Origin of the sequence: Nonomuraea mangrovi (assembly GCF_042681425.1) — a bacterium.
Taxonomy (GTDB): domain Bacteria; phylum Actinomycetota; class Actinomycetes; order Streptosporangiales; family Streptosporangiaceae; genus Nonomuraea; species Nonomuraea mangrovi.
In genome coordinates, this window is the sequence record NZ_JBHUFV010000047.1 from 111,133 (window position 1) to 131,859 (window position 20,727).

23 protein-coding genes are annotated in these 20,727 nt (G+C 70.8%); 11 read left to right on the plus strand and 12 right to left on the minus strand.

Annotated features, from left to right (window positions below; genetic code table 11):
* The first annotated feature begins 16 nt into the window (after window positions 1-16).
* The 3 genes from ACFSKW_RS30590 (at window position 17) to ACFSKW_RS30600 (ending at window position 1,189) form a co-directional block, all read left to right on the plus strand.
* A complete protein-coding gene (locus tag ACFSKW_RS30590) occupies window positions 17-478 on the plus strand; it encodes a DUF1360 domain-containing protein (protein ID WP_379575943.1) in 462 nt (153 codons plus the stop codon).
* On the plus strand, window positions 475-966 hold the full coding sequence (locus ACFSKW_RS30595) for a DUF6328 family protein (protein WP_379575944.1): 492 nt from the start codon (window positions 475-477) through the stop codon (window positions 964-966). Before ACFSKW_RS30590 ends, ACFSKW_RS30595 begins: the two co-directional genes overlap by 4 nt.
* Before the next feature lie 73 nt (window positions 967-1,039).
* Complete coding sequence (locus ACFSKW_RS30600; RefSeq protein WP_164903902.1) at window positions 1,040-1,189, plus strand: GPGG-motif small membrane protein; 150 nt, start codon at window positions 1,040-1,042, stop codon at window positions 1,187-1,189.
* A gap of 372 nt (window positions 1,190-1,561) precedes the next feature.
* Here the strand turns inward: ACFSKW_RS30600 and ACFSKW_RS30605 are convergent, their stop codons facing one another.
* The 4 genes from ACFSKW_RS30605 to ACFSKW_RS30620 are packed head-to-tail and all read right to left on the minus strand — an operon-like array spanning window position 1,562 to window position 5,084.
* Complete coding sequence (locus tag ACFSKW_RS30605; RefSeq protein WP_379575945.1) at window positions 1,562-3,112, minus strand: membrane dipeptidase; 1,551 nt, start codon at window positions 3,110-3,112, stop codon at window positions 1,562-1,564.
* A gap of 38 nt (window positions 3,113-3,150) precedes the next feature.
* On the minus strand, window positions 3,151-3,891 hold the full coding sequence (locus tag ACFSKW_RS30610; protein ID WP_379575946.1) for a metallophosphoesterase family protein: 741 nt from the start codon (window positions 3,889-3,891) through the stop codon (window positions 3,151-3,153).
* A complete protein-coding gene (locus ACFSKW_RS30615) occupies window positions 3,875-4,123 on the minus strand; it encodes a BON domain-containing protein (protein ID WP_379575947.1) in 249 nt (82 codons plus the stop codon). The genes ACFSKW_RS30610 and ACFSKW_RS30615 overlap by 17 nt, the downstream gene beginning before the upstream one ends.
* A gap of 46 nt (window positions 4,124-4,169) precedes the next feature.
* Window positions 4,170-5,084, minus strand: coding sequence for a DNA topoisomerase IB (locus ACFSKW_RS30620; RefSeq protein ID WP_379575948.1), 915 nt, complete (start codon window positions 5,082-5,084; stop codon window positions 4,170-4,172).
* A 54-nt stretch (window positions 5,085-5,138) separates the two neighbouring features.
* Between ACFSKW_RS30620 and ACFSKW_RS30625 the strand changes: the two genes are divergently transcribed.
* From ACFSKW_RS30625 to ACFSKW_RS30635, 3 genes are read left to right on the plus strand one after another with little or no spacing between them, the layout of a single operon-like run.
* On the plus strand, window positions 5,139-5,396 hold the full coding sequence (locus tag ACFSKW_RS30625) for a hypothetical protein (protein ID WP_379575949.1): 258 nt from the start codon (window positions 5,139-5,141) through the stop codon (window positions 5,394-5,396).
* Window positions 5,396-6,400: an SDR family oxidoreductase gene (locus ACFSKW_RS30630; RefSeq protein WP_379575950.1), complete on the plus strand. Its 1,005-nt coding sequence runs from the start codon at window positions 5,396-5,398 to the stop codon at window positions 6,398-6,400. The genes ACFSKW_RS30625 and ACFSKW_RS30630 overlap by 1 nt, the downstream gene beginning before the upstream one ends.
* Window positions 6,401-6,444: 44 nt before the next feature.
* Window positions 6,445-8,274 (plus strand): transketolase, encoded by a 1,830-nt coding sequence (locus ACFSKW_RS30635; RefSeq protein ID WP_379575951.1) that lies wholly within the window; start codon window positions 6,445-6,447, stop codon window positions 8,272-8,274.
* A 50-nt stretch (window positions 8,275-8,324) separates the two neighbouring features.
* Here the strand turns inward: ACFSKW_RS30635 and ACFSKW_RS30640 are convergent, their stop codons facing one another.
* A complete protein-coding gene (locus ACFSKW_RS30640; protein WP_379575952.1) occupies window positions 8,325-8,708 on the minus strand; it encodes a ChaB family protein in 384 nt (127 codons plus the stop codon).
* Between the two features lie 25 nt (window positions 8,709-8,733).
* Window positions 8,734-8,982: a DUF6458 family protein gene (locus ACFSKW_RS30645; RefSeq protein WP_354913772.1), complete on the minus strand. Its 249-nt coding sequence runs from the start codon at window positions 8,980-8,982 to the stop codon at window positions 8,734-8,736.
* Window positions 8,983-9,019: 37 nt separating this feature from the next.
* Here ACFSKW_RS30645 and ACFSKW_RS30650 point away from each other — a divergent pair, with 37 nt between their 5' ends.
* From ACFSKW_RS30650 to ACFSKW_RS30665, 4 genes are read left to right on the plus strand one after another with little or no spacing between them, the layout of a single operon-like run.
* Complete coding sequence (locus ACFSKW_RS30650) at window positions 9,020-9,505, plus strand: shikimate kinase (protein ID WP_379575953.1); 486 nt, start codon at window positions 9,020-9,022, stop codon at window positions 9,503-9,505.
* 9 nt (window positions 9,506-9,514) lie between these two features.
* Window positions 9,515-10,084 (plus strand): GNAT family N-acetyltransferase, encoded by a 570-nt coding sequence (locus ACFSKW_RS30655; protein ID WP_379575954.1) that lies wholly within the window; start codon window positions 9,515-9,517, stop codon window positions 10,082-10,084.
* On the plus strand, window positions 10,081-13,332 hold the full coding sequence (locus ACFSKW_RS30660; RefSeq protein WP_379575955.1) for a protein kinase domain-containing protein: 3,252 nt from the start codon (window positions 10,081-10,083) through the stop codon (window positions 13,330-13,332). The genes ACFSKW_RS30655 and ACFSKW_RS30660 overlap by 4 nt, the downstream gene beginning before the upstream one ends.
* Before the next feature lie 31 nt (window positions 13,333-13,363).
* Entirely contained in the window at window positions 13,364-14,455 is a 1,092-nt protein-coding gene (locus tag ACFSKW_RS30665) for a winged helix DNA-binding domain-containing protein (protein WP_379575956.1), read from the plus strand.
* Window positions 14,456-14,514: 59 nt separating this feature from the next.
* On the opposite strand, the gene ACFSKW_RS30670 is transcribed toward ACFSKW_RS30665, so the two are convergent.
* Complete coding sequence (locus tag ACFSKW_RS30670; RefSeq protein WP_379575957.1) at window positions 14,515-14,841, minus strand: DUF4232 domain-containing protein; 327 nt, start codon at window positions 14,839-14,841, stop codon at window positions 14,515-14,517.
* Between the two features lie 61 nt (window positions 14,842-14,902).
* On the opposite strand from ACFSKW_RS30670, the gene ACFSKW_RS30675 reads away from it, so the two are divergent.
* Window positions 14,903-15,826 carry a LysR family transcriptional regulator gene (locus ACFSKW_RS30675; protein WP_379575958.1) on the plus strand — a complete coding sequence of 308 codons (924 nt, stop codon included), beginning with the start codon at window positions 14,903-14,905 and terminating at the stop codon, window positions 15,824-15,826.
* Here the strand turns inward: ACFSKW_RS30675 and ACFSKW_RS30680 are convergent.
* Genes ACFSKW_RS30680 through ACFSKW_RS30700 form a run of 5 tightly spaced genes read right to left on the minus strand, consistent with a single transcriptional unit; the run spans window position 15,815 to window position 20,623 of the window.
* Window positions 15,815-16,549, minus strand: a complete 735-nt coding sequence (locus tag ACFSKW_RS30680; protein WP_379575959.1) for a serine hydrolase — start codon at window positions 16,547-16,549, stop codon at window positions 15,815-15,817. The two genes, ACFSKW_RS30675 and ACFSKW_RS30680, sit on opposite strands and share 12 nt — an antisense overlap.
* Window positions 16,546-18,129, minus strand: coding sequence for an N-acyl-D-amino-acid deacylase family protein (locus ACFSKW_RS30685; protein ID WP_379575960.1), 1,584 nt, complete (start codon window positions 18,127-18,129; stop codon window positions 16,546-16,548). The genes ACFSKW_RS30680 and ACFSKW_RS30685 overlap by 4 nt, the downstream gene beginning before the upstream one ends.
* 37 nt (window positions 18,130-18,166) lie before the next feature.
* Window positions 18,167-18,919, minus strand: a complete 753-nt coding sequence (locus ACFSKW_RS30690) for an amino acid ABC transporter ATP-binding protein (protein ID WP_379576325.1) — start codon at window positions 18,917-18,919, stop codon at window positions 18,167-18,169.
* 1 nt (window position 18,920) lies between these two features.
* Entirely contained in the window at window positions 18,921-19,757 is an 837-nt protein-coding gene (locus tag ACFSKW_RS30695) for an amino acid ABC transporter permease (RefSeq protein ID WP_379575961.1), read from the minus strand.
* The gene (locus ACFSKW_RS30700; RefSeq protein WP_379575962.1) at window positions 19,754-20,623 is read right to left on the minus strand and encodes an ABC transporter substrate-binding protein; all 870 of its coding nucleotides are present in this window, start codon (window positions 20,621-20,623) and stop codon (window positions 19,754-19,756) included. The genes ACFSKW_RS30695 and ACFSKW_RS30700 overlap by 4 nt, the downstream gene beginning before the upstream one ends.
* Between the last annotated feature and the right edge of the window lie 104 nt (window positions 20,624-20,727).

The following is a 20,727-nucleotide window of genomic DNA, read 5'->3' on the forward strand; positions in this document are numbered from 1 at the left end:
GGGGTAGCGAGCCTCCATGACCGAGCTCTCCGAGGAATACGGCCGCCCATTGGGCGGCTATGCGCTGATCATGGCGGCGTACGGCGGGGCCGTGGCCGCGGTGACGGCGCTGGCCGTACTGATGGGGAAACGGCCGCCTGAGCGCCTCGGCCCGCTCGATCTTCTCCTGATGGGCGTGAGCACCCACCGGCTGTCGCGCACGCTGGCCAAGGACCCCGTGACCAGCCCGTTGCGCGCGCCTTTCACCAGGTTCAAGGGGGTGAGCGGGCCGGCGGAGTTCGAGGAGGAGCCGCGCGACAAGATCGGCGAGTTGATGGCCTGCCCGTTCTGTCTGGCGCAGTGGGTGGCGACGGGCTACGCGGCGGGGCTCGTGCTCGCGCCGCGGCTGACCAGGCTGTTCGGGGCGACCATGACGGCGGTGGCCGTGTCCGACTGGTTGCAGCTCGGGTACGTGAAGCTCATGAAGGAGGCCGAGTGAACGAGGAACGGGGCGAGCCCGGTGAGACGCACAAGGAACGGGTGGACAGGGAGCTCGCCGAGCTGTTACAGGGTCTGCGCGTGGCGGTAACGGGCGTGCAGGTGCTCTTCGCGTTCCTGCTGACGCTGCCCTTCCAGGCCGGGTTCCCGAAGGTCGACACCGTGGGCCGCTGGCTGTTCTTCATCTCGCTGATGTCGTCGGCGTTAGCCTCGGTCTGTTTCATCACGCCCGCGGCGCAGCACCGGCTGATCTTCAGGACGGGGCTGAAGGAGCGGATGTTGCATCGCGCCAACCAGCTGGGCGTGGCGGGCGCCGCCTTCCTGCTGGTGGCGATCACGAGCGCGGTCGCGCTCGTGACGGAAACCGTGATCAACAACTGGCAGGCCGCGCTGTTCGCCGGGGCTGTGGCTCTGTCCGGCGGATGGTTCTGGCTGGCCCAGCCGATCGTGGACCTCTACCGCACCCGTGGGAGCACTCCGGAGGAGTAGAAGCCGTCATAAATCGGCGCCTTCCCAGCGGCTTTGACGTTAGGTGCCTTTTCTCCAGGGCAGCTCACATGCCATGGCTACATTGCTCTGGATCATCGCAGTTATCCTCGTCATCGCCGGGATCTACGTGATCCTGGCCCGTCGCGACATCCTCTGGGGGATCGTCCTCATCGTCCTCGGATTCCTGGTCGGCCCCGGAGGCGTCAGTATCTTCAACGTATGACCCTTGGGCGGGCTGGGCACAGGAGTCCCCGCCCGCCCGAGGGCGTTGCCCGACATAGGCTCTGACCAGGCCATCCTCTCCTCCTGAAGGCCAGGAGGGAGGGTGAGCCGGCCGTCCTGCGCGGGCGAGCGCGGCGTGAGGCGGCCGCCGGCGAGGCGGTCCCCAGGCTCTCGGCACGGACGCGTTCCGGCGAGGCCCGCGGCCACCTCCCGCGGCTGTCCAGGGACAGGCGCATCCTCATCGCCGCCACCGACGACCATGGCAGAGACGTCACACGGCCGCGGAGCAGATCAGCTCCGCGGCCGTCGCTTGTCGAGAGTCGAGATCGGCCCGGGCGTCATGAGACCCGTGACGCCGGACGAGGGCGGGCGCCTATCGCGCTGGGGGCGCTGTGGCCGCCTCCCACGTGCGGAGATAGGCCTCGGCACCGGCGGCGAGGTCGTCCACGATCGGCTGGCCGCCGAGCTGTCTCAGGTCCTCGATCCAGTCGGGCACCAGGCCGTAGTGGGCGACACCGTCCACGTTGTAGTCCCACACCCGCTGGCCCGTGCTGGGCCTGTCCAGCGTGGCGGCGCCGTCGACCGTGGTGAACGGGTAGGTCACGGCGCTGCCCGCCCGCGGTCCCGGCAGCGGGCCGAGGCCGTTGGCGTCGAGGCCGTAGCCGTATCCCGGCCGGCCGATCTCCTGCCGCAGCGGCTGGGTGCGCCGCCACTCCTCGGTGAACTCCGCGGCGCCGTGGCCGTACTGGGTGACCATGCCGCCGAGCCGGTAGATGCGCGGCAGGTACGCGGGGTCGGCCCAGCTGTGGGAGGAGATGACGCCCGGGTAGCGGGCGGCTTCGAGCAGGTCGAGCGTCTGGTCGGCGGCCTTGACGCTCATGTGGTCGATCTCGATCATCATGCCGCGCCGCATCATGCCTTCCACCATGTAGCGGCCGAGTGAGGTCAGCCCCTTGGGGTTGCAGTGCGGGGCGGGCGGGTAGACCGGCAGGCCGACGCCCGGCGGCAGCCATCTGGCCAGGTCGGGTGGCAGGACGGCCGGCGAGATCGGGTTGTCGTGCTCGGGCCCCGTGCACTTCTCCACCCGCCAGAAGCTTCCTGACGACAGCAGGTTGCCCAGGTTGACGATCGCGCCCTGGGTGCCCGAGTCGAAGCGCACGCCGCACAGCGCGTTGTCGTACTTGTGGCAGACGAACATGCTGCGCACACCGAGCGCGTGCATCTCGTCGAGCCCGCGGTCGATCTGCGCCTTGGTGCAGTGAGGGACGCCGAGCGTCGTGCGGCAGCCGAACGGCTCGGAGGTCTCGATGCCGAGCACGACGGCGAGCTTGCCCGCCGCGATGACCTCGCGCGCCTCGGCGGGGCTCTTCACCACCCTGAACCAGCCGCGGCCAGGCCCGCCCGACAGCGTGTCGATGTGGTTCTGGAGTTCGGTCGTGCGCTGGGCCTCGCGCCTGATGGCCCACATCTCGTCGCAGGGGTTGCTCTTCAGCGGATAGATCTCGCAGAGCTGACGGTTGGCCACCAGGTCGTTGACCATGACGCGCAGGCCGCCGCGCCAGGCGCGCTCGATCCACTCGTAGTAGGCCTGCTGGTGGGTGAGCGAGTCGTGGGCGGGCCAGTCCTTGAACGTGGGCCAGCCGACGGGGTCATGGGTGCCGGTCGGCGAGCCCGTCCTGGTGAAGTTCTCGAACCAGGCGGCTTCGCCGTGGGGGTAGTGGTCGAGGCAGTCGAGCAGCGCGCGGGCGACGCCCGCGGGGTCGAACGGCTTGCCGCACAGCAGCTTGCCGCCGAAAGCCTCGTAGGACATCAGGTGACTGTGCCCGTCGACGAACCCGCGAACGGGGGCGGAGGGCTGGGTCGGCGCGGCCATCGCGACCACGCACAGCAGGGCGAGTAAAGCCAGGACACGGCGTGCGACCATGCACCGACATCAGCACCAAGCTACCGCTCGGTCAATACCTAACATGAGTCGGACTCACTAAGGCAGTAGACGCCGTAGGCCCGGCCCAGCACGGGCAGCGCGACGTTGCGCACCCTGATGCCGCCCGGCGTCATGCCCTTCTCCTGGCCCTTGTGCGCGTGACCGTGGACGATGAGGTCGGCGCCCGCCGTGTCCACGGCCTCGGCCAGCATGTAGCTGCCGAGGAAGGGATAGATCTCCAGCGGCTCGCCCTCCAGCGTCTCCTTGACCGGCGAGTAGTGCGACAGCACCACCTTGCGGTCGGTGTCGAGCTCCTTCAGCGCGGCCTGCCAGCTCTCGGCGATGCTCCTGGTGTGCCGGACGAACTCCTTGGTCTCCCGCTCGCCGAACTCGCTGGCGCACTTGCCGGCGAACCCGCCGCCGAAGCCCTTGCCGCCGGCGACGCCGAGCCGTACGCCATGGAGAGTGAGCACGGCGGCGTCGTCGTCGAGGACGGTGATCCCGCGGTCGCGCATCTCTCCCGCGATCTCGTACTGCAGGTCGGAGTGGTAGTCATGGTTGCCGAGGACGGCGACGACGGGGATCGGGAGGTCGCGGAACTCCTGCGCAACCAGCCTGCCCTCCTCCAGCGTCCCGTGCCTGGTCAGGTCACCCGCCAGCAGCAGCACGTCGGCCCGCCGCTCGATGCCGTCCAGGCGTTCGCGGTACTTGCCGCGCACGTCCTCGCCCAGGTGCACGTCGCCGACGGCGGCGATACGCAGCTCAGTCAAGATGCTCATCCTCTCCTGGCTCGCGGACCTGCACGACCTGCAGCTCGTTGTGCACGTGGAGCCCTGGGGCGGCCTCCTTCGCCACCTGCTCCATCTGGCGCCTGTGCTCCTCGCCGGAGACCTGGCCGCGCAGGAACAGCTGGTCGCCTCGCACGTCCACGCGGATGCCCAGCTCGTGGGACCTGTCGTCCTCGGCCAGCGCCCGCTGGACACGCGCCGCGACGTACTGCGGAGCCTCCATCGCTTCCTCCTTCGTCAGGTGACCACGATGCCCCCGGCCAGTGCGGTCAAACGGACCGGATCAGCTCGACGACCGCGCGCTCCACGTCGCCGCCGGTGCCGACGGTCCTGCCCCGCTCGAAGGCCTCGATCACGCGCGGGTCGACGTAGGAGGCGCGGGCGACCGTGGGGGTGTTGCCGAGGTAGTCGGCGACCTGGCGCATGACCTCGGGAACGTCCGGCGTGGACGCCAGACCCACGGCGGCCAGGACGGTGCCGTGCCAGGTGCGGAAGTCCTTCGCGGTGGCCTCGCAGCCGAGGGTCTCGCGCACGTAGGTGTTGATCTCCTCGCTGCGCACGTCCGTCCATCCGCTCTCGTCCTTGTAGCGCAGCAGCTCGCCCTGGTGGCCGAGCGCCTTCAGGGACCTGACGACTCTGCACGCGTCACGGTCGGAGACCTCCACCTCGCGGGGGATGTCGCCCTTCGCCGGATAGCAGAAGACGACGGAGCCGTTCACACAGCTGACGTGCTCCATGCGGAGCGTGGCCAGGCCGTACGACTCGTACGCCTCGCCGCCCACCCTGAAGAACCCGACGTCGAGCAGGCGCGCGGCGGCGGCCAGCACCCGCTGCCTGGTCAGCCCCCTGGTCTTCAGCTGCTTCCGCACCTTCTTCCTGAAGGCTGGAAGCCGCTCGGCCATCTCGAGCACCCTGTCGAACTTGAGCCTGTCCTGCTGGGCCCGCCACTCGTCGTGGTAGCGGTACTGCCGCCGTCCCGCCGCGTCGGTGCCCGCGGCCTGCAGGTGCCCCTCAGGCGAGCAGCAGATCCACACGTCCTTCCACGCGGGCGGGACGGCGAGCGCCTTGATCCTCTTCAGCGTGGCGGGGTCGCGCACGCCGCTGCCGTCGGGATGGGTGTAGCTGAATCCCCGCCCCCTCCGCCTGCGCCTGATGCCCGGCTCGTTCTGGTCACTGGGGTGCACGCCACCCGGCTACCCGGCGCGTTACGCGGCAAACGGCAAGGGCAGGGGTGGGACATGAATGAAGATGACTACCGTCCCGAACAGCGGTCCGCCTCGGGCAAGCCCATGGTCCCCTCGACACCGCGCGACGTCGTCCACATCAGGATCGGCTCGTTCGTCCTCGTCTTCCTGGTGGCGATCGGCGCGATCAGCATCTTCGCGGGAGTCGGCTGGCTGGCCGTCGTCGCGGGCGTGGCGGCCGTCGCCACGATCGTCGACATCGTCCTGGCCGTACGGCGGCAGAAGCAGCGCGGCTCGGGAGAGGCAGGCTGATGCGTCCTTCCCAGGTGGTGGTGGTGACAGGTGCGAGCGGAGGCGTCGGCAGGGCCGTGGTCCGTGAGCTGGGCGCGCGCGGCGACTCCGTGGCGCTGATCGCGCGCGGCACGACGGGGCTCGCGGCCGCGGCGGTCGACGTCGGCTCCGCGGGCGGCTCCGGTGTCGTCTACCCCGCCGACGTCTCGAACTACGAGGAGGTACGGCAGGCCGCCAGGAGCATCGAGGAGGACCTCGGCCCCATCGACGTGTGGATCAACGTGGCCTTCTCCTCGGTGTTCGCCCCGTTCCCCGAGATCACGCCCGAGGAGTTCGAGCGGACCACGGCCGTGACCTACCTCGGCTACGTGTGGGGCACCAGGGCCGCGCTGGAGCTCATGCGCCCGCGCGGCAGGGGCGTCATCGTGCAGGCGGGCTCGGCGCTGGCCTACAGGGGGATTCCGCTGCAGTCGGCCTACTGCGGCGCCAAGCACGCGATCAAGGGCTTCACCGAGTCGGTGCGCTCCGAGCTGATGGCCGAGGGCAGCGGGGTGCGGGTGACGATGGTGCAGCTGCCCGCGCTGAACACCCCGCAGTTCGACTGGGTGCTGTCGCGGCTGCGCAGGCATCCGCAGCCGATGCCGCCCATCTACCAGCCCGAGGTTGCGGCACGCGCGCTCATCCACGCCGCAGACCACCCCGAGCGCAGGGAGTACTGGGTGGGCGCTTCCACCGCGCTGACCGTGCTCGGCCAGCGGATCGCGCCGGGCCTGCTCGACCGCTACCTGGCGAAGACCGGCAAGCAGTCGCAGGTCACCACGGAGAGGCCGCCGACCGGGGTGGCGAACCTGTGGGAACCCGCCGACGAGGAACGCGACTACGGGGCGCACGGGTCCTTCGACTCCCGCGCCCACAGCAGGAGCCCGCAGCTCTGGCTCTCCGAGCACCGCCGGTCCGTCCTGGTCATGCTCGGCGCCGTGGCGGCGGCGGGTGCCGTGGCCACCAGGGCCCTGCGCCGCACATAGCGACGGCCGGGCTGGGTAGGCGGCGGGAAAGCCTAGGAGGACCGATGCCCGAGCGGGATGTTCCGTACTTGTGTGAGCTGGCGGCGCAGTTGCGAGTGGACTCCGTACGGAGCTCCGCGGCGGCGGGCTCCGGCCATCCGACCTCGTCCCTGTCGGCGGCGGACCTGATGGCCGTGCTGTTCGCCCACCACCTCAGGTACGACTTCGACGATCCCGACAACCCTGCGAACGACCATCTGATCTTCTCAAAGGGGCATGCCTCTCCCCTGCTCTACGCGCTGTTCAAGGCGGCGGGGGCCATCACGGACGAGGAGATGCTCACCTTCAGGAAGCGCGGCAGCCGTCTGGAGGGGCATCCGACCCCGCGCCTGCCGTGGGTCGACGTGGCCACCGGCTCGCTGGGGCAGGGCCTGCCGGTCGGCGTCGGGGTGGCGCTGGCAGGGCGGCGCCTCGACCACCTGCCGTACCACGTGTGGGTGTTGTGCGGGGACAGCGAGCTGGCCGAGGGGTCGATCTGGGAGGCGGCCGAGCACGCCGCCTACGAGGGGCTGGCCAACATCACCGCGATCATCGACGTGAACAGGCTCGGCCAGCGCGGCCCCACCAGGCACGGCTGGGACACCGGTGCCTACGCGCGCAGGTTCGGCGCCTTCGGCTGGCACACCATCGAGGTGGACGGCCACGACCCCGGCGAGATCGACTACGCGCTGTCCGACGCGCGGAAGACGCGCAGGCGGCCCACCGTGATCCTGGCCCGCACCCGCAAGGGCGAGGGGGTCAACGCGGTGGAGAACCGTGAAGGCGCGCACGGCAAACCGCTGAAGGACCCCGAGCACGCGATCTACGAGCTGGGCGGCGACAGGGGTGTGACGGTCAAGGTCAGCCCGCCCGACAGCAGCCGTCCCCCGCACGTCTTCGACAGCGGCCCCACGGAGTGGCCGGTCTTCGAGGTGGGCACGAAGGCGGCCACCAGGACCGCGTACGGCGCCGCGCTGAAGGCGCTGGGCGCGGCCCGCGGCGACATCGTGGCGGTGGACGGCGAGGTGGCCGACTCCACCAAGTCCGAGGAGTTCGCGCACGCCTTCCCCGAGCGCTTCTTCGAGTGCTACATCGCCGAGCAGGAGATGGTCGCCACCGCCGTCGGCCTCCAGGTGCGCAGGTGGGTGCCGTACGTGTCGACGTTCGCCGCCTTCCTCACCAGGGCGCACGACTTCATCAGGATGGGCGGGGTCAGCGGCGCGAACGTGCGCATCGTGGGGTCGCACGCGGGCGTGTCGATCGGCGAGGACGGCCCCTCCCAGATGGGTCTCGAGGACCTGGCGATGCTGCGCGCCGTCCACGGCAGCACCGTGCTCTACCCGTGTGACGCCAACCAGACCGCGGCGTTGGTCACCACGATGGCGGACATTCCCGGCATTTCCTATCTGCGCACCACGCGCGGCGACACCCCCGTCATCTACGACCCCGGCGAGCGGTTCCCCGTCGGCGGGTCCAGGGTGCTGCGGCACTCGCCCGACGACAGGGCGACGGTCATCGCGGCGGGCGTCACCGTGCACGAGGCGCTGGCCGCGGCCGACGCGCTCAAGGCCGAGGGCGTCTCGGTCGGGGTGGTGGACATGTACTCGATCAAACCCGTCGACCAGGCCGTGCTCATCGAGGCCGCCACCACCACGGGCAACCTCATCACCGTCGAGGACCACCGTCCCGAGGGCGGGCTCGGCGACGCCGTGCTCGACGCGGTCTCGGAGCTGGGCCCGAGGGTGATCAAGCTGACCGTCCGCGGGCTGCCGGGCTCGGCGACGCCCGCCGAGCAGCTCGCCGACGCGGGGATCGACAAGGACGCCATCATGGCCGCGGTCCGGCGCCTGCTGTGAGACAGGCCCATGCGAAAGGGGATCCCCTGGGGATCCCCTTTCGCACGCGGTCAGCGCGCCTTGGCCGTCTCCCGCCGGTTGGCCTTCTTGATCGCGTCGACCAGCTCGGACTTGGTCATCCTGGAACGGCCCCTGACACCGAGCCTGGCCGCCACGCCGTACAGGTGCTCCTTGCTCGCGTGGGCGTCGACGCCCTCGGCGGTCCGTCCCGAGCGGTCGGTGGCACCCTTGTCCGAGGGACCCTTGCGGGACTTCGGCTCCCAGTGGTCCCCGACCTTCTCGAAGGAGTGCTTCAGCGCCGAGAACGCGGTGCGGTGGGCGCGCTCACCCTCGCCGTAGGTCTGCACAGCGGAGTCGTGCGCCTTGATCCACGTCTCCTGCGCCTTCTTGGGCGAGCGCGCGACGGTCGAAGGCAGTTCCTGTCTTCCTGGCATGGCGATCCCCCTCTGTACCTGTCTGTCAGATCTGCGGCGGGTCGGTGTAGCGCCGCTCCTCATAGACGGTCGTCCGCTCCCTGTCGGGCTCGACGGGGGACACGATCTCGCGAGTGACCCTGACCCTGTAGAGCCCGAACAGCAGGAGGGCGACGCCGCCCAGCATGAGGATGACGCCCACGATGTTGATGTCCAGGCCGGCGATGTCCCACTCGACGGCCCACGTGAGAACGGCGCCGAGCATGATGAGGAAAATGCTTCCGGCGATGGTCATGGAATACCTCCCTAGAGCCAAGGAAACCTCTATCCCCATGTCGAGAAACAAACCCGTCGTTGTCGTCGGGCTGATGGGTTCGGGAAAGACCACCGTGGCGCTGCTGCTGGCACAGGCGCTCGGTGTGCCGATGAGCGACAGCGACCCCTACCTCAGGCAGCGGTACGGCAAGAGCGCCGCGGAGATCGCCAGGACGGAGGGCGCCGACGTCCTGCACGAGCGGGAGGCCGAGCACGTCCTCGACGCGCTCGGCGAGGACCAGGTCGTCACCGCGGCGGCCAGCACCGTCGAACGCCCCGAGGTTCGGGAGGCGATGCGGAAGGCGTTCGTGATCTGGCTGGACGCCTCCTCCGAGGTGCTGGCCGAGAGGATGAAGTCGAGCGACCACCGGCCCGACTTCGACCCCGCCGTGATGAAGGCCAGGCGTGATCAGTACTTCGCGGAGGTCGCAGACCTGCGCGTCGACGTGACGTCCGCGCTTCCGCAGGAAGTGGCCGACAGAGCGCTTGACGCGATCCGATAGGAAGAACGCATGTTCGCCACCAAACCCACCCTCGTGGGAGAGCGGGTCACGCTGCGCCCTGTCGGCCCCGAGCATGTCGAAGGTCTGCTGGAGCTCGTCACCGACGCCGAGGTCAGGCGGCTGACCGGCTCGCGCGCGGGAGTCGGCCGCGAGCCTGTCACCATGTGGTACGCCACCCGCGGTGACCACGATGACCGGCTCGACCTGGCGATCTGCCACGGGGACGAGTACGTCGGCGAGGTCGTGATCAACGAGCTCGACGCCGACAACCTCTCGTGCAACCTGCGGATCGCGCTCATCGGCGCGCGGGTCTTCGGCAAGGGCTTCGGCACCGAGGCGCTCAGGCTGGTGCTCGGCCATGTCTTCGACACGACCCCGCTCAACCGGGTCAGCCTGGGCGTCTACGACTTCAACGAGCGCGCGCGGCACGTCTACCAGAAGGTGGGCTTCGTGGTGGAAGGCGTGCTGCGCGACGCCCTGCTGTGGGAGGGCGAGTGGCACGACGAGATCGTGATGTCGGTGCTGCGCAGGGAATGGGTCACAACCAAATCCGAGATTGGCGCATCTAAGCTGCAGTGACGACGCGTTTGCTTCCCGGGGATCCTGACCGGCTGGGTGGCTACTGGCTGGCGGGGCGGCTCGGCTCGTGTTTCGACGCCTACGACCGCGGCGGCAGGCGCTACGCGATCAAGATGGCGCGCGGCAGGGCGCCCGTGGTGGCGCCGCACTGCGTGGCGAGGGTGGTCGAGTCGGGACCCGGTTTCGTGGTCAGCGAGTTCGTCCAGGGGCCCAGCCTGCGGGAGGCGGTGTCGCACGCCGGCCCCTACGCGGGCGACCGGCTGCACAGGATCGCGGTGGCGCTGGCCACCGCGCTGGTCGCGATCCACGACGCGGGCGCCGTCCACCGCCACCTCGGGCCCGACTGCCTGCTGCTCGGCCCCGAAGGCCCCAGGGTCACCGGCGTCGGCACCGCCGACGCCCAGCGCCCCGCTCCCGAGGTGTTCACCGGGGGCGCCGCGGGGCCGCCGGCCGACGTCTTCTCGTGGGGTGCCACGGTCCTGTTCGCCGCGACGGGCCGCGACCCGTTCGAGGCCGAGAGCCTGGGCGAGCTCATGCACGCGGTGCTGACCGTCGACCCCGACGTGAGCGACCTGCCCGAACCCCTGCGGTCCATGGCCGCGAGGGCGCTGGCCAAGGAGCCCGGCGAGCGGCCGACCGCGCGAGAGCTGCTGATCGGTCTGACCGGCAGCGCGGAGCCCGCCGTCGGCGCGCACCTGGCCGGCGACGTCAGGCCGCCCGAGGGGCTGACAGGGCCGCCCCCGCTCGGCGACGTGGCGGAGGGCGTCTACCAGGGCCTGCCGCCCGAGCAGCAGTCCTCGCTGCCCGAGGTGCTGCTGCGGATGCGCGAGCCGGGCAGGCTCCCGCTGGCCGAGGTCGAGGACGACCCCGCCGTCGCCGCGCTGACCGAGGCGGGCCTGTTGGTACGGCGGAGCATCGCGGTGCCGCCCGTCGACCGGCCTGAGGGCCGCCTGGTCGCCGTCGCCGACGACTCGGTGGGCCCGGCCAGTCCGGCGCTGTTCCACGCGTGGCCGAGGCTGCGCTCGTGGGCGGAGGACGTCACCCCGTTCAGGCGGCACCGTCTCAGGCGCAGGGTCCTCGTGGCGGGGCTCGCGGCCGCGGTGGCGGTGGTGCTGGCCGCGACGGTGGTGACCGTGGCGAACGGGCTGTCCCGCCAGCGGCGGGTCGGCACGGCCGACCTGGCCGTCGCCGCGCACCAGGCGGCCCGCGAGGTGGCGGCGCGGGCGGAGAGCATGCGCAGCGCGGATCCCATGACCGCGATGAAGCTGAGCGTGGCCGCGTGGAGCCTCGCGCCGGTGCCGGAGGCCCGCAACGCGCTGCAGCGCTCGCTCGGCCAGAGCGACCTGGGCGCCTTCACCGATCCACAGCCGGCGGCGGGCACGGCCTACCGGCTGGCCGACGACGGCGCGAGCCTGCTCGGCCAGCGGAAGGACGAGGTGCGGCGCTGGGATCTCGGCACCGGGAAGCTGGTCGACGAGCACCCCCTTCCCTCCCCCTCCCACGCGTGGACGTCGCTGTCCAGCGACGGCAGGATCTACGCCGCCGGAGACTCCGCGTCGGTAGGGGTGTGGGACCTGGCCACGGGGGCGGCGGTCAAGGGAGCCTGGCCGGGCGGCAAGCCCGCCCTGCACGCACAGGGCAGGCTCCTCAGCGTCACCACCGGCTTCCGCACCAGGCTCTACTCGACCGGCGGCGGCCCCCCGCTGCTCGACGTCAGCCGCAGGACGATCGTCACCTCCGAGGACGGCAGGTGGGCCACGGTCGCCGCGGCCTCCGGCGAGGTCCAGGTGTGGGACCTGACCCGCCGGGAGCGGCTCTACACCCGCGCGAGCAGGCCGTACGTCAGCGACGCCCAGGTCGAGTTCCCTCCCGTCACGGCGTTCAGCCGCGACGGCCACCGCCTGGTGATCGGCGACACCGTGCTCGACACCATGACGGGCGACTCGAAGACACGGCTGAACGAGGACGAGGAGGGCGCCGGAGGATGGGGGCCGCTGTCTTTCTCGCCCGACGGCCGGTTCCTGCTGGAACCACTCGAACCCGACGAGTTGGAAGCCGAGCCTCCTCCTGAATGGACGGGACCGGTGTCCGACCTGCCCACCCAGGGTCCCGCCGCGTTCGCGCAGGCGGAACCGGAGCCTGAGCTCGGCCAGGTCGTGCGGCTGTGGCGGCTGTCCGACGGGCGCCTGCTCGGCACCTATCCCGCCAGGAAGGCCACGGGCCAGTTCGCCTTCTCCGCCGACGGCGGGTCGATCCGCTACACGGCGGACGGCGGCACCGTCCTTTCGATCGACGTCTCCGACGCGCTGACCGAGGCGCCCGGACAGCAGGCGGTCGCGCTCAGCCTCACCAGGCAGTCCTTCGACGGCGCGGCGCCGCGGCGCCTGCTCTCCGCCGACGGCAGGGTGGCCGCCGTCCAGGAGGGGCAGCGCACCAGCCTCTACGACACGACCGCGGGCAGGCCGATGGGCGAGATCCCCGTGGCGGGTGAGCTGTCCTTCGACGGCGAGGGCACGCTGCTGGCCGTGAGTGGAGAGCGCACCACGATCTGGGACGTGGCCACCCGCACGCAGGTCAGCGCGATCCCCACGGGCGAGGTCCGCGACGTGGCGCTGTCCGCCGACGGCCTGCGGCTGGCGGCGGTGGGACAGGACGGGCTGAAAGTCTGGAGCGTCCCCGAGGGTGAGCTGGTCAAGGGCCCGCTCGACACCATCCGGCAACCGCTGGCCTTCTCTCCCGACGGCGGACGGCTCCTGGCGGGGCACGACCTGGTGGACCTGTCCTCGGGCAAGGTCGTCGAGACCGGCGCGGGCGACGGCTTCGCCAACGCCTTCAGTCCCGACGGCACGATGGCCGCCTTCGTCACCGACGCCGACTACTTCACGGTGTGGAAGCTCGCCACGTGGCCCCCTCAACCGGTCAGACGGTCGGCGTACGGCGCCAGCATCAGGTTCTCCCCCGACGGGAAGCTGCTGGCGATGGGCGGGGACCACACCACGCTGTGGGACGCCACGACGCTGCGCGAGATCAGCAGGGTGCCGCTCGGGCAGGACGTCGCCGACGTCGCCTTCAGCGCCGACGGAACGAAGCTGATCGGCCTGCGGGAGGACGGCAGCGTACGGGAGAGCCCCGTCGATCCCGCCATGGCCGCCAAGGCCGTCTGCGCGAAGGCGGGAGGCGCGCTGGACGAGGCGGGATGGAAGCGGCTGTTCCCCCTCACCCCGTACCCGGGCGGCATGTGCTCCTGAGCGGGAGCTTTCGCGCCTTAGGGTGTCGCTCATGGATCCCGTGCTCAGCCGCCGTGCGCTCAACCGCGCCACCCTCGACCGGCAGTTCCTCATCCGCAGGACCATGATGCCGGTCATCGACGTGATCGAGCACCTGGCGGGGTTGCAGGCGCAGACGCCGCACTCCTGGTACACCGGGCTGTGGAACCGTATCGAGGGCTTCAAGGCGGAGCAGGCGGCCGACCTGCTCGAACGCAGGCAGATCGTCCGGATCGCGCTGCAGCGCTCGACCATCCACCTGGTCAGCGCGCGTGACTGCCTGGCGATGCGGCCGCTGGTCCAGATCGTCACCGAACGGATGACCCGCACCACCTTCGGCAGGAAGCTGACCGGTGTCGACCTCGACGAGTTGGAGACGCTCGCCAGGTCGCTGCTGGAGGACAGGGCGATGACCTTCGCCGAGCTCGGCAGGGCGCTGGGCGAGCGCTGGCCGGACAACGACCGGCACGCGCTGGGGCAGGCCGTGCGCTGGCTGGTGCCGCTGGTGCAGGTGCCGCCGCGCGGCCTGTGGGGCAGGAGCGGGCCGATCGCGCACACCGGCGCGGAGGGGTGGCTCGGGTTCGAGGCGCCGGCGATGACGGCCGGCGAGCTGGTGCTGCGGTACCTGAAGGCGTTCGGGCCCGCCGGCGTGAAGGACGTTCAGACCTGGTCGGGGCTGACCCGCCTCGGAGAGGTCGTCGCCTCGCTCGACCTGGTGACCTACCGTGACGAGGAAGGGCGGGTGCTCTACGACCTTCCCGGCATGGAGCTGCCGTCCGAGGACCTGCCGGTGCCGGTGCGGCTCATGTACGACTTCGACAACCTGTTCCTCTCCCACGAGGACAGGTCGCGGGTGGTGGAGCACGTGGACGTCCTCAAGAGGTTCGTCCCCCACAACGTGCAGCCGCGGATCATCCTGGTGGACGGGTTCCCCGCGGGGGACTGGACGACGGCGCGCGCCAAGGGCACGACCACGCTGACGATCCACCGGTGGGAGCCGTTCGACCCCGCGGAGGCGGGCCAGGAGGCGGCGCGGCTGCTGGCGTTCCTCGCCCCCGGCGACCGCCACGAGATCGTGGTCTCGGACGGCCCCTCGAAGACCTGACGCCGCCTGGATGTCCGGGCACCGTGGTCGCGGAGTTGCGCGACTGTCCCGGGGCCGGGTCAGCGGGTGAACGGGGTCACGTTGAGCCTGCCGCCGCCGCAGACGGTGGACACGAAGCGGACCTCCAGGTGCGACCGCTCGTCCGGCGGGTACACCAGCAGCTTGGCCGAGGCCGGGCACGAGGTCTCCGCTCCGGTCTCGACGACGGTCCAGCCGACCGTCGACGTGGCCGACCTGCCCGGTCTCAGGACCACCTTGTGCGGCGTCGCCGGCGAGGAGACGGCGGTGGACGCCGAGGCGGTCCGGGGGGCGAGGGCAGGGACGAGCACGGGGGCGAGCGCCGCACCGAGCAGCGCGGCGGCGACGGCGGTGGATGTGCCTTTCATACCTGGTGAGACTCCCGGGCGCGTGCTGCGGTTCGGTGATCAGGCTCATACGCTTGGTCACGTGTTGAGTAGTAACCGACTGCGTGTCCTGCTTGAGGTGTTCAGAACGGGCAGCATCGCCGGCGCGGCGAGAGTGCTGAAGCTGTCGCCTTCCGCGGTGTCCCATCAGCTGTCGCGCCTGGAGCAGGAGGCGGGCGTGGGCCTCGTCGAGCGCAACGCGCAGAGCCTGCGCCTGACCGAGGCGGGCCGCCGCCTCGCGATCCGCGCGCAGGAGGTCGTGGACATCATCGAGGCCGCGGAGAAGGATCTACTCGCCCAGGCCAGGGTGGACGCCGGCGAGCTGCGCATCGGCTTCTTCGCCTCCGCCGGCTACCGGCTGCTGCCGCTGGCCCTGTCACGGTTCGCCTCCAGGTACCCGAAGGTGGCGCTCGACCTGGTGGAGGGCCAGCCGTACGAGCTGCTGCCCGATCTGGAGCGCGGCGCGCTCGACGTGCTGGTGGTCTTCGAACACGCCCTCGACCCGTGGCAGTGTCCCGAGGGGGTGGAGGTGGTGCACCTGTTCGACGAGCCGCAACTGCTGGTCGTACCGGCCGGGCACGCCGCGGCCCAGCGGCCCAGGGTACGGCTGGCCGACCTGGCCGACGAGCCGTGGATCACCACGTTCGGCGCCGAGCACCCGGTCTCGATCCTCGAGCGGGCCAGCACGCTCGAGGGCTTCTCGCCGCAGATCCGCTGCCGCAGCGACCACTACGAGGTGACGATCGGCCTGGTGCGGGCCGGGCTCGGCGTCGCGCTGGTGCCGAGCCTCGGCCTGATGGGTGCCAGCGGGCTGCAGACGTGCCGCCTGGTCACCCCGAACCTGTTCCGCAGGATCGGCGTGGCCAGGCGGCCGACCAACCCGAACCCGGCCGCCCGGTCCTTCCTCGCCTACCTCCGCACGGCCTCCGCCCAGCTCAGGAACTCGCTGGAGCCCTCACTGCGCTGACGCCCGTTCGGCGATGGCCAGTCCCGCCTGCCGTACGGCGGCCGCCAGCTCATGCTCGGCGCCGGAGGGACCGTGGGCGAGCACGGCGTAGGCCACCCGCCTGTCCATGATCCCGACGTCGGATCGGATGCCGTCGTCGGTGCCGGTCTTGTTGGCCAGCCAGCCGCCCTCGGGATCGTGCCTGACCAGAGCGGGGACGAGGCTGTGGTCGGTGTTCTGCTGCATCCAGCCGCGCATGAGCACCTGCCAGCCGTCCGAGCCCGCGACGAGCGCGGCCAGCGAGGCCAGCTCGGCGGCGGTGCCGATCGCGAACGTCGGCGGGTCGCCAGGGCCGCGAGGCTCCCTGATCCGGTCGAGGAGCCTGGTCCTCGACAGGCCGAGGGCGGCGGAGGCGGCGTTGACCCTGTCGACGCCGACCCTGCGCAGCAGCGCGTTCGTGGCCGTGTTGTCGCTGATCGCGGCGGTGAGCAGGGCCAGGTCGCCGATCGTCCAGCTGCGCCCTGACAGCGACAGCAGCAGGCCCGAGCCTCCGCAGTAGTCGTCCTCGTGCAGCGTGACCGGCGTGTCGGGGTGGAGGATGCCGCCCTCGATGCTCATGGCCACCTCCGCCAGGAGGAGCAGCTTGCCGACGCTTGCCAGTGGCAGCTCGACGTCCTCGTTGACGCCGTGGAACTCTCCTGTCACCAGGTCGCGCGTCGCCACGGCGAGCGTGATGTCGTTCACAGCCCGATGATCCTTCCTGGCCTGTCCTCGGTGAGCGCGCCTCGCTCCACGGCGATCCGTCCGGCGACGACGACCGCCTCGACGCCGACGGGCGGCAGCAGCGGGTCGGCGTAGGTGGCGCCGTCCGCCACCGTCGCGGGGTCGAGCACCACCAGGTCGGCGTGCGCCCCGTCGCGCACCACTCCCCTGTCCTCCAGCCCGAACCTGTCCGCGGCCATCCCCGTCATCTTGTGGACGGCGATCTCCAGCGGGAAGAGGCCCTGGTCGCGGGAGTAGCGGCCGAGCACCCTCGGGAAGGTGCCCGCAAGGCGCGGGTGCGGATGCCCGGGTTTGGGCACGCCGTCCGAGCCGATCATGGCGAACTCGCTGGCCAGCACCCGCTGGACGTCGTCCTCGCGCATCGAGTGGCTGATGATCGTCACCTCGCCCTCCTCGGCGAGGAGCAGCTCGGCGGCCGTGTCCACGGGGTCGCCGCCCAGCTCGGCGATCGTGCGCCCCTCGACCTCGGGATGGTTGGCGGCGCAGGCGACCGAGATGCGGTCCCACCCGCCGTTGCCGACCGTGTTCTCCCAGCCCGGCACGCCGTCCTCGATCGCCCTGCGCATCCGGCCGCGTTCGCCGGAGTCGCGCAGCCGGTCGAGGAGTGCCTCCGTGCCGCCGTCGTTGGCCCACGGAGGGAACATCGCCGACAGTGACGTGCTGCCCTCGGTGTAGGGATAGACGTCGCAGGTGATGTCCATGCCCTGGGCGCGGAGCTCGGCGATGCGCGGCAGCGTCCGCCTGGTCCTGCCCCACGCGTGCTTGCCCGCCGTCTTGTGGTGGCTGACGTGGAGCGCGGCCCCGCTGTCGCGCGCGATCTCGACCGCCTCCTCCAGCGCCTGCTCGACGCGCGACATCTCGTCTCTGAGGTGCGTGACGTACGGCTTGCCGTACCGCGCCGCGACGCGGGCCAGCGCGACCACCTCGGCGGTGTCGCCGTACGTGCCGGGGGTGTAGATGAGGCCTGTGGACAGGCCCGCCGCACCGGCGGCCAGCGCGTCGTCCAGCAGCGCGCACATGGTGTCGAGTTCGGCGCGCGTGGCGGGGCGGTCCTCGTAGCCGAGCACGCCCGCCCTGAGCGTGCCGTGGCCGACGAGTGAGGTCAGGTGGTTCGACCGCGGGGCGTGCCCGTGCGCCTCCACGAACGCCCCATAGTCCTGAAATATCGAGATGTCGCCGCCGAAGCCGGCCCTGCTGGATCTGCGCAGGGCGGGGACACGCTCGGGCAGCGCCGGGAACAGGCTCGAACCGCAGTTGCCGCAGATCTCGACGGTGACGCCCATGCGCACGGGAGCCGCGGCCAGTTCCCTGCCCGCCTCGCCCAGAAGGGTGACCGCGTCGGAATGGGTGTGCACGTCGATGAAGCCGGGGGCGACGACCAGCCCGGTGGCGTCGATCACCCGCCCTCCCCCGCCGTCGGAGGGGCCGCCACCGGGCAGCAGGACGAGCCGGCCGCCCGAGACGCCGACGTCGGCCCTGCGCAACGGCGCGCCCGTCCCGTCGGCGACCAGACCGCCGCTGATCAGCACGTCAAGGCTCACGGAGTGGCCACCGTACCCTTCGGAAGGAGCGAGCCGTTCACAACACCTGCCCGAGGAAGGCGCGGGTGCGTTCGTGACGCGGGTTGGACAGCACCTCGCGAGGCGCGCCCTCCTCCACGATCAGCCCGTCGTCGATGAACACCAGGTGGTCGCCCGCCTCCCTGGCGAAGCCCATCTCGTGCGTCACCACGATCATCGTCATCCCGCTGGCCGCCAGGTCGCGCATGACCTGCAGCACCTCCTGCACCAGCTCGGGGTCGAGCGCGCTGGTCGGCTCGTCGAAGAGCATGACCTTGGGGTTCATGGCCAGGCTGCGCGCGATCGCGACCCGCTGCTGCTGACCGCCCGACAGCTGCCTCGGATAGTGGCCCGCCCTGTCGGCCAGGCCCACCCGGTCGAGCAGCGCGAGCGCGTGCGAGGTCGCCGCCGCCTTCGAGACGCGCTTCACCGTGCACGGCCCCTCCATGACGTTCTCCAGCGCGGTCATGTGCGGGAACAGGTGGAAGCGCTGGAAGACCATGCCGATCTCCTGCCGCTGCCTGCACAGCTCGTCGGGCCGCAGGAGTTGCAGCCTGCCCGCCTTCTCGGCGAAGCCCATGAGCTCGCCGTCCACCCACACCCGGCCCGCGTCGATCGTCTCCAGCCTGTTGACGCAGCGCAGCAGCGTCGACTTGCCCGAGCCCGAGGGGCCGACGACGCAGACCACCCCGCCAGGAGGCACGTCGAGGCTGACACCCCTGAGCACCTCCAGGTGCCCGAAGCTCTTCCTGACCGATTCGATCTTCACCATGCTAGTGGCCACGGCTGAACCTCCTCTCCAGGAAGTGCTGGCCGACGGTGGCCACGCTGGTGAGCAGCAGGTACCAGGCCGAGGCGACGACCAGCAGCGCGATGACCTCGAAGTTGTCGAGGTAGATGCGCTGCGAGACGGTCAGCAGCTCGGCGCCGGAGATGACGGAGACCATCGAGGTGGTCTTCAGCATCGAGATGAACTGGTTGCCGGTCGGCGGAATGATCACCCGCATCGCCTGAGGAAGCACGACCCTGCGCAGGATCTGCCGGTGCGTCATGCCCAGCGACTCGGCCGCCTCCCGCTGGCCCGGATCGACCGAGCGGATGCCCGCCCGGACGATCTCGGCCATGTAGGCGCCCTCGTTGATGGTCAGCCCGAGCAGCGCCGCGGTGAACGGCGTGATCAGCTCGTTGGCCGGCCACTGGAGGAACATCGGGCCGCCGAACGGGATCCCGATCCCGATCTCGGGGAAGACCAGGCCGATGTTGAACCAGAAGATGAGCTGCACCAGCAGCGGCGTGCCGCGGAAGAACCAGGTGTAGAGGCCTGACGCGCCGCGCAACACGGGGCTGTCCGAGAGCTGCATGACGGCGGCGACCACGCCGAGGCCCACGCCGATCGCCATCGACAGCGCGGTCAGCGCGATCGTGATCCACAGGCCGCCGAGGATGCGGCCGTCGAGCAGGAACTCGACGATCACGTCCCAGTGCAGGTTGGGATTGACGATGATCGTGTAGGCCAGCCACGCCATGACCAGCGCCGCCAGAGCCGCCGCGACGAGCCGCCCCGGCCGCGGCGGCTTCACCGCCTCGATCCGGAGGTCCAGGTCCATCATGCTCCGGTGTTGATCGTGACCTTGGAGACGGCGTTCGGCGTCGTGCCGTACTTCTCCAGGATCTTCCCGTACTCGCCGCTGTCGATCAGCTCCTGCAGCGCCTTCGCGACGGCGTCGCGCAGGCCCGTCTGCTTCTTGTCGACGGCGATGCCCCACGGCCCCGCGTCGTACTGCTCGGGCAGGACGTCGTACTTGCCGGTCTCCTTGGCGTACATGTAGGCCACGGGCGAGTCGACGATCGTGGCGACGGTACGACCCGAGTCGATGGTGAGCAGGCCGGTCGGGGCGTCCTCGCTCTGCATGATCTCCATCTTCTGTGCGCACCTGTCGTTCTGGCGCTTGCCGATCTCCAGGTTGGAGCTGCCCTTGGCCAGGACGACCTTCTTGCCGCACAGGTCGGCGAGGGTCTTGATGCCTTCGGGGTTGCCCTTCGCGACCATGATGGAGCCGCCGGCGTTGAAGTAGTCGACGAAGTCGACGGCCTTGCGGCGCTGCTCCAGATCGCTGAGCGCGGCCATGGCGATGTCCCACCTGCCGCCCTGCAGCCCGGGGATCAGGCCGTCGAAGGAGGCGTTGATGATGCGCGTCTTCAGCCCGAGCCGCGCGCCGATCGCGACGGCCAGGTCGGCGTCGACGCCGGTCATCTCCTGGGTGCCCGGCTTGTACATCTCCATTGGCGGATAGCCCTCCGAGGTGGCCATCCGCAGCTCGCCCGACTTCCTGACGGTGTCGGGGACGAGGTCCTTGGCGCTCTTGCCCGTCGAGGACGGTGGCGTGGGTGCCGCCGCCGTACCCGAGCCGGACCTCCCGCATCCCGCGCCCAGCGCGCAGACCGCCACCAGGGCGATGACCAGGTGTTTTCGCATGGCACCTCATGGTGGTCAGCCCGCCGGCCGCCACCAAGCCTCGTGAAGGCATGCGACCCTCACCAACGAATCCATCGAGGCTCAGACGGGCCAGGCATCGGATC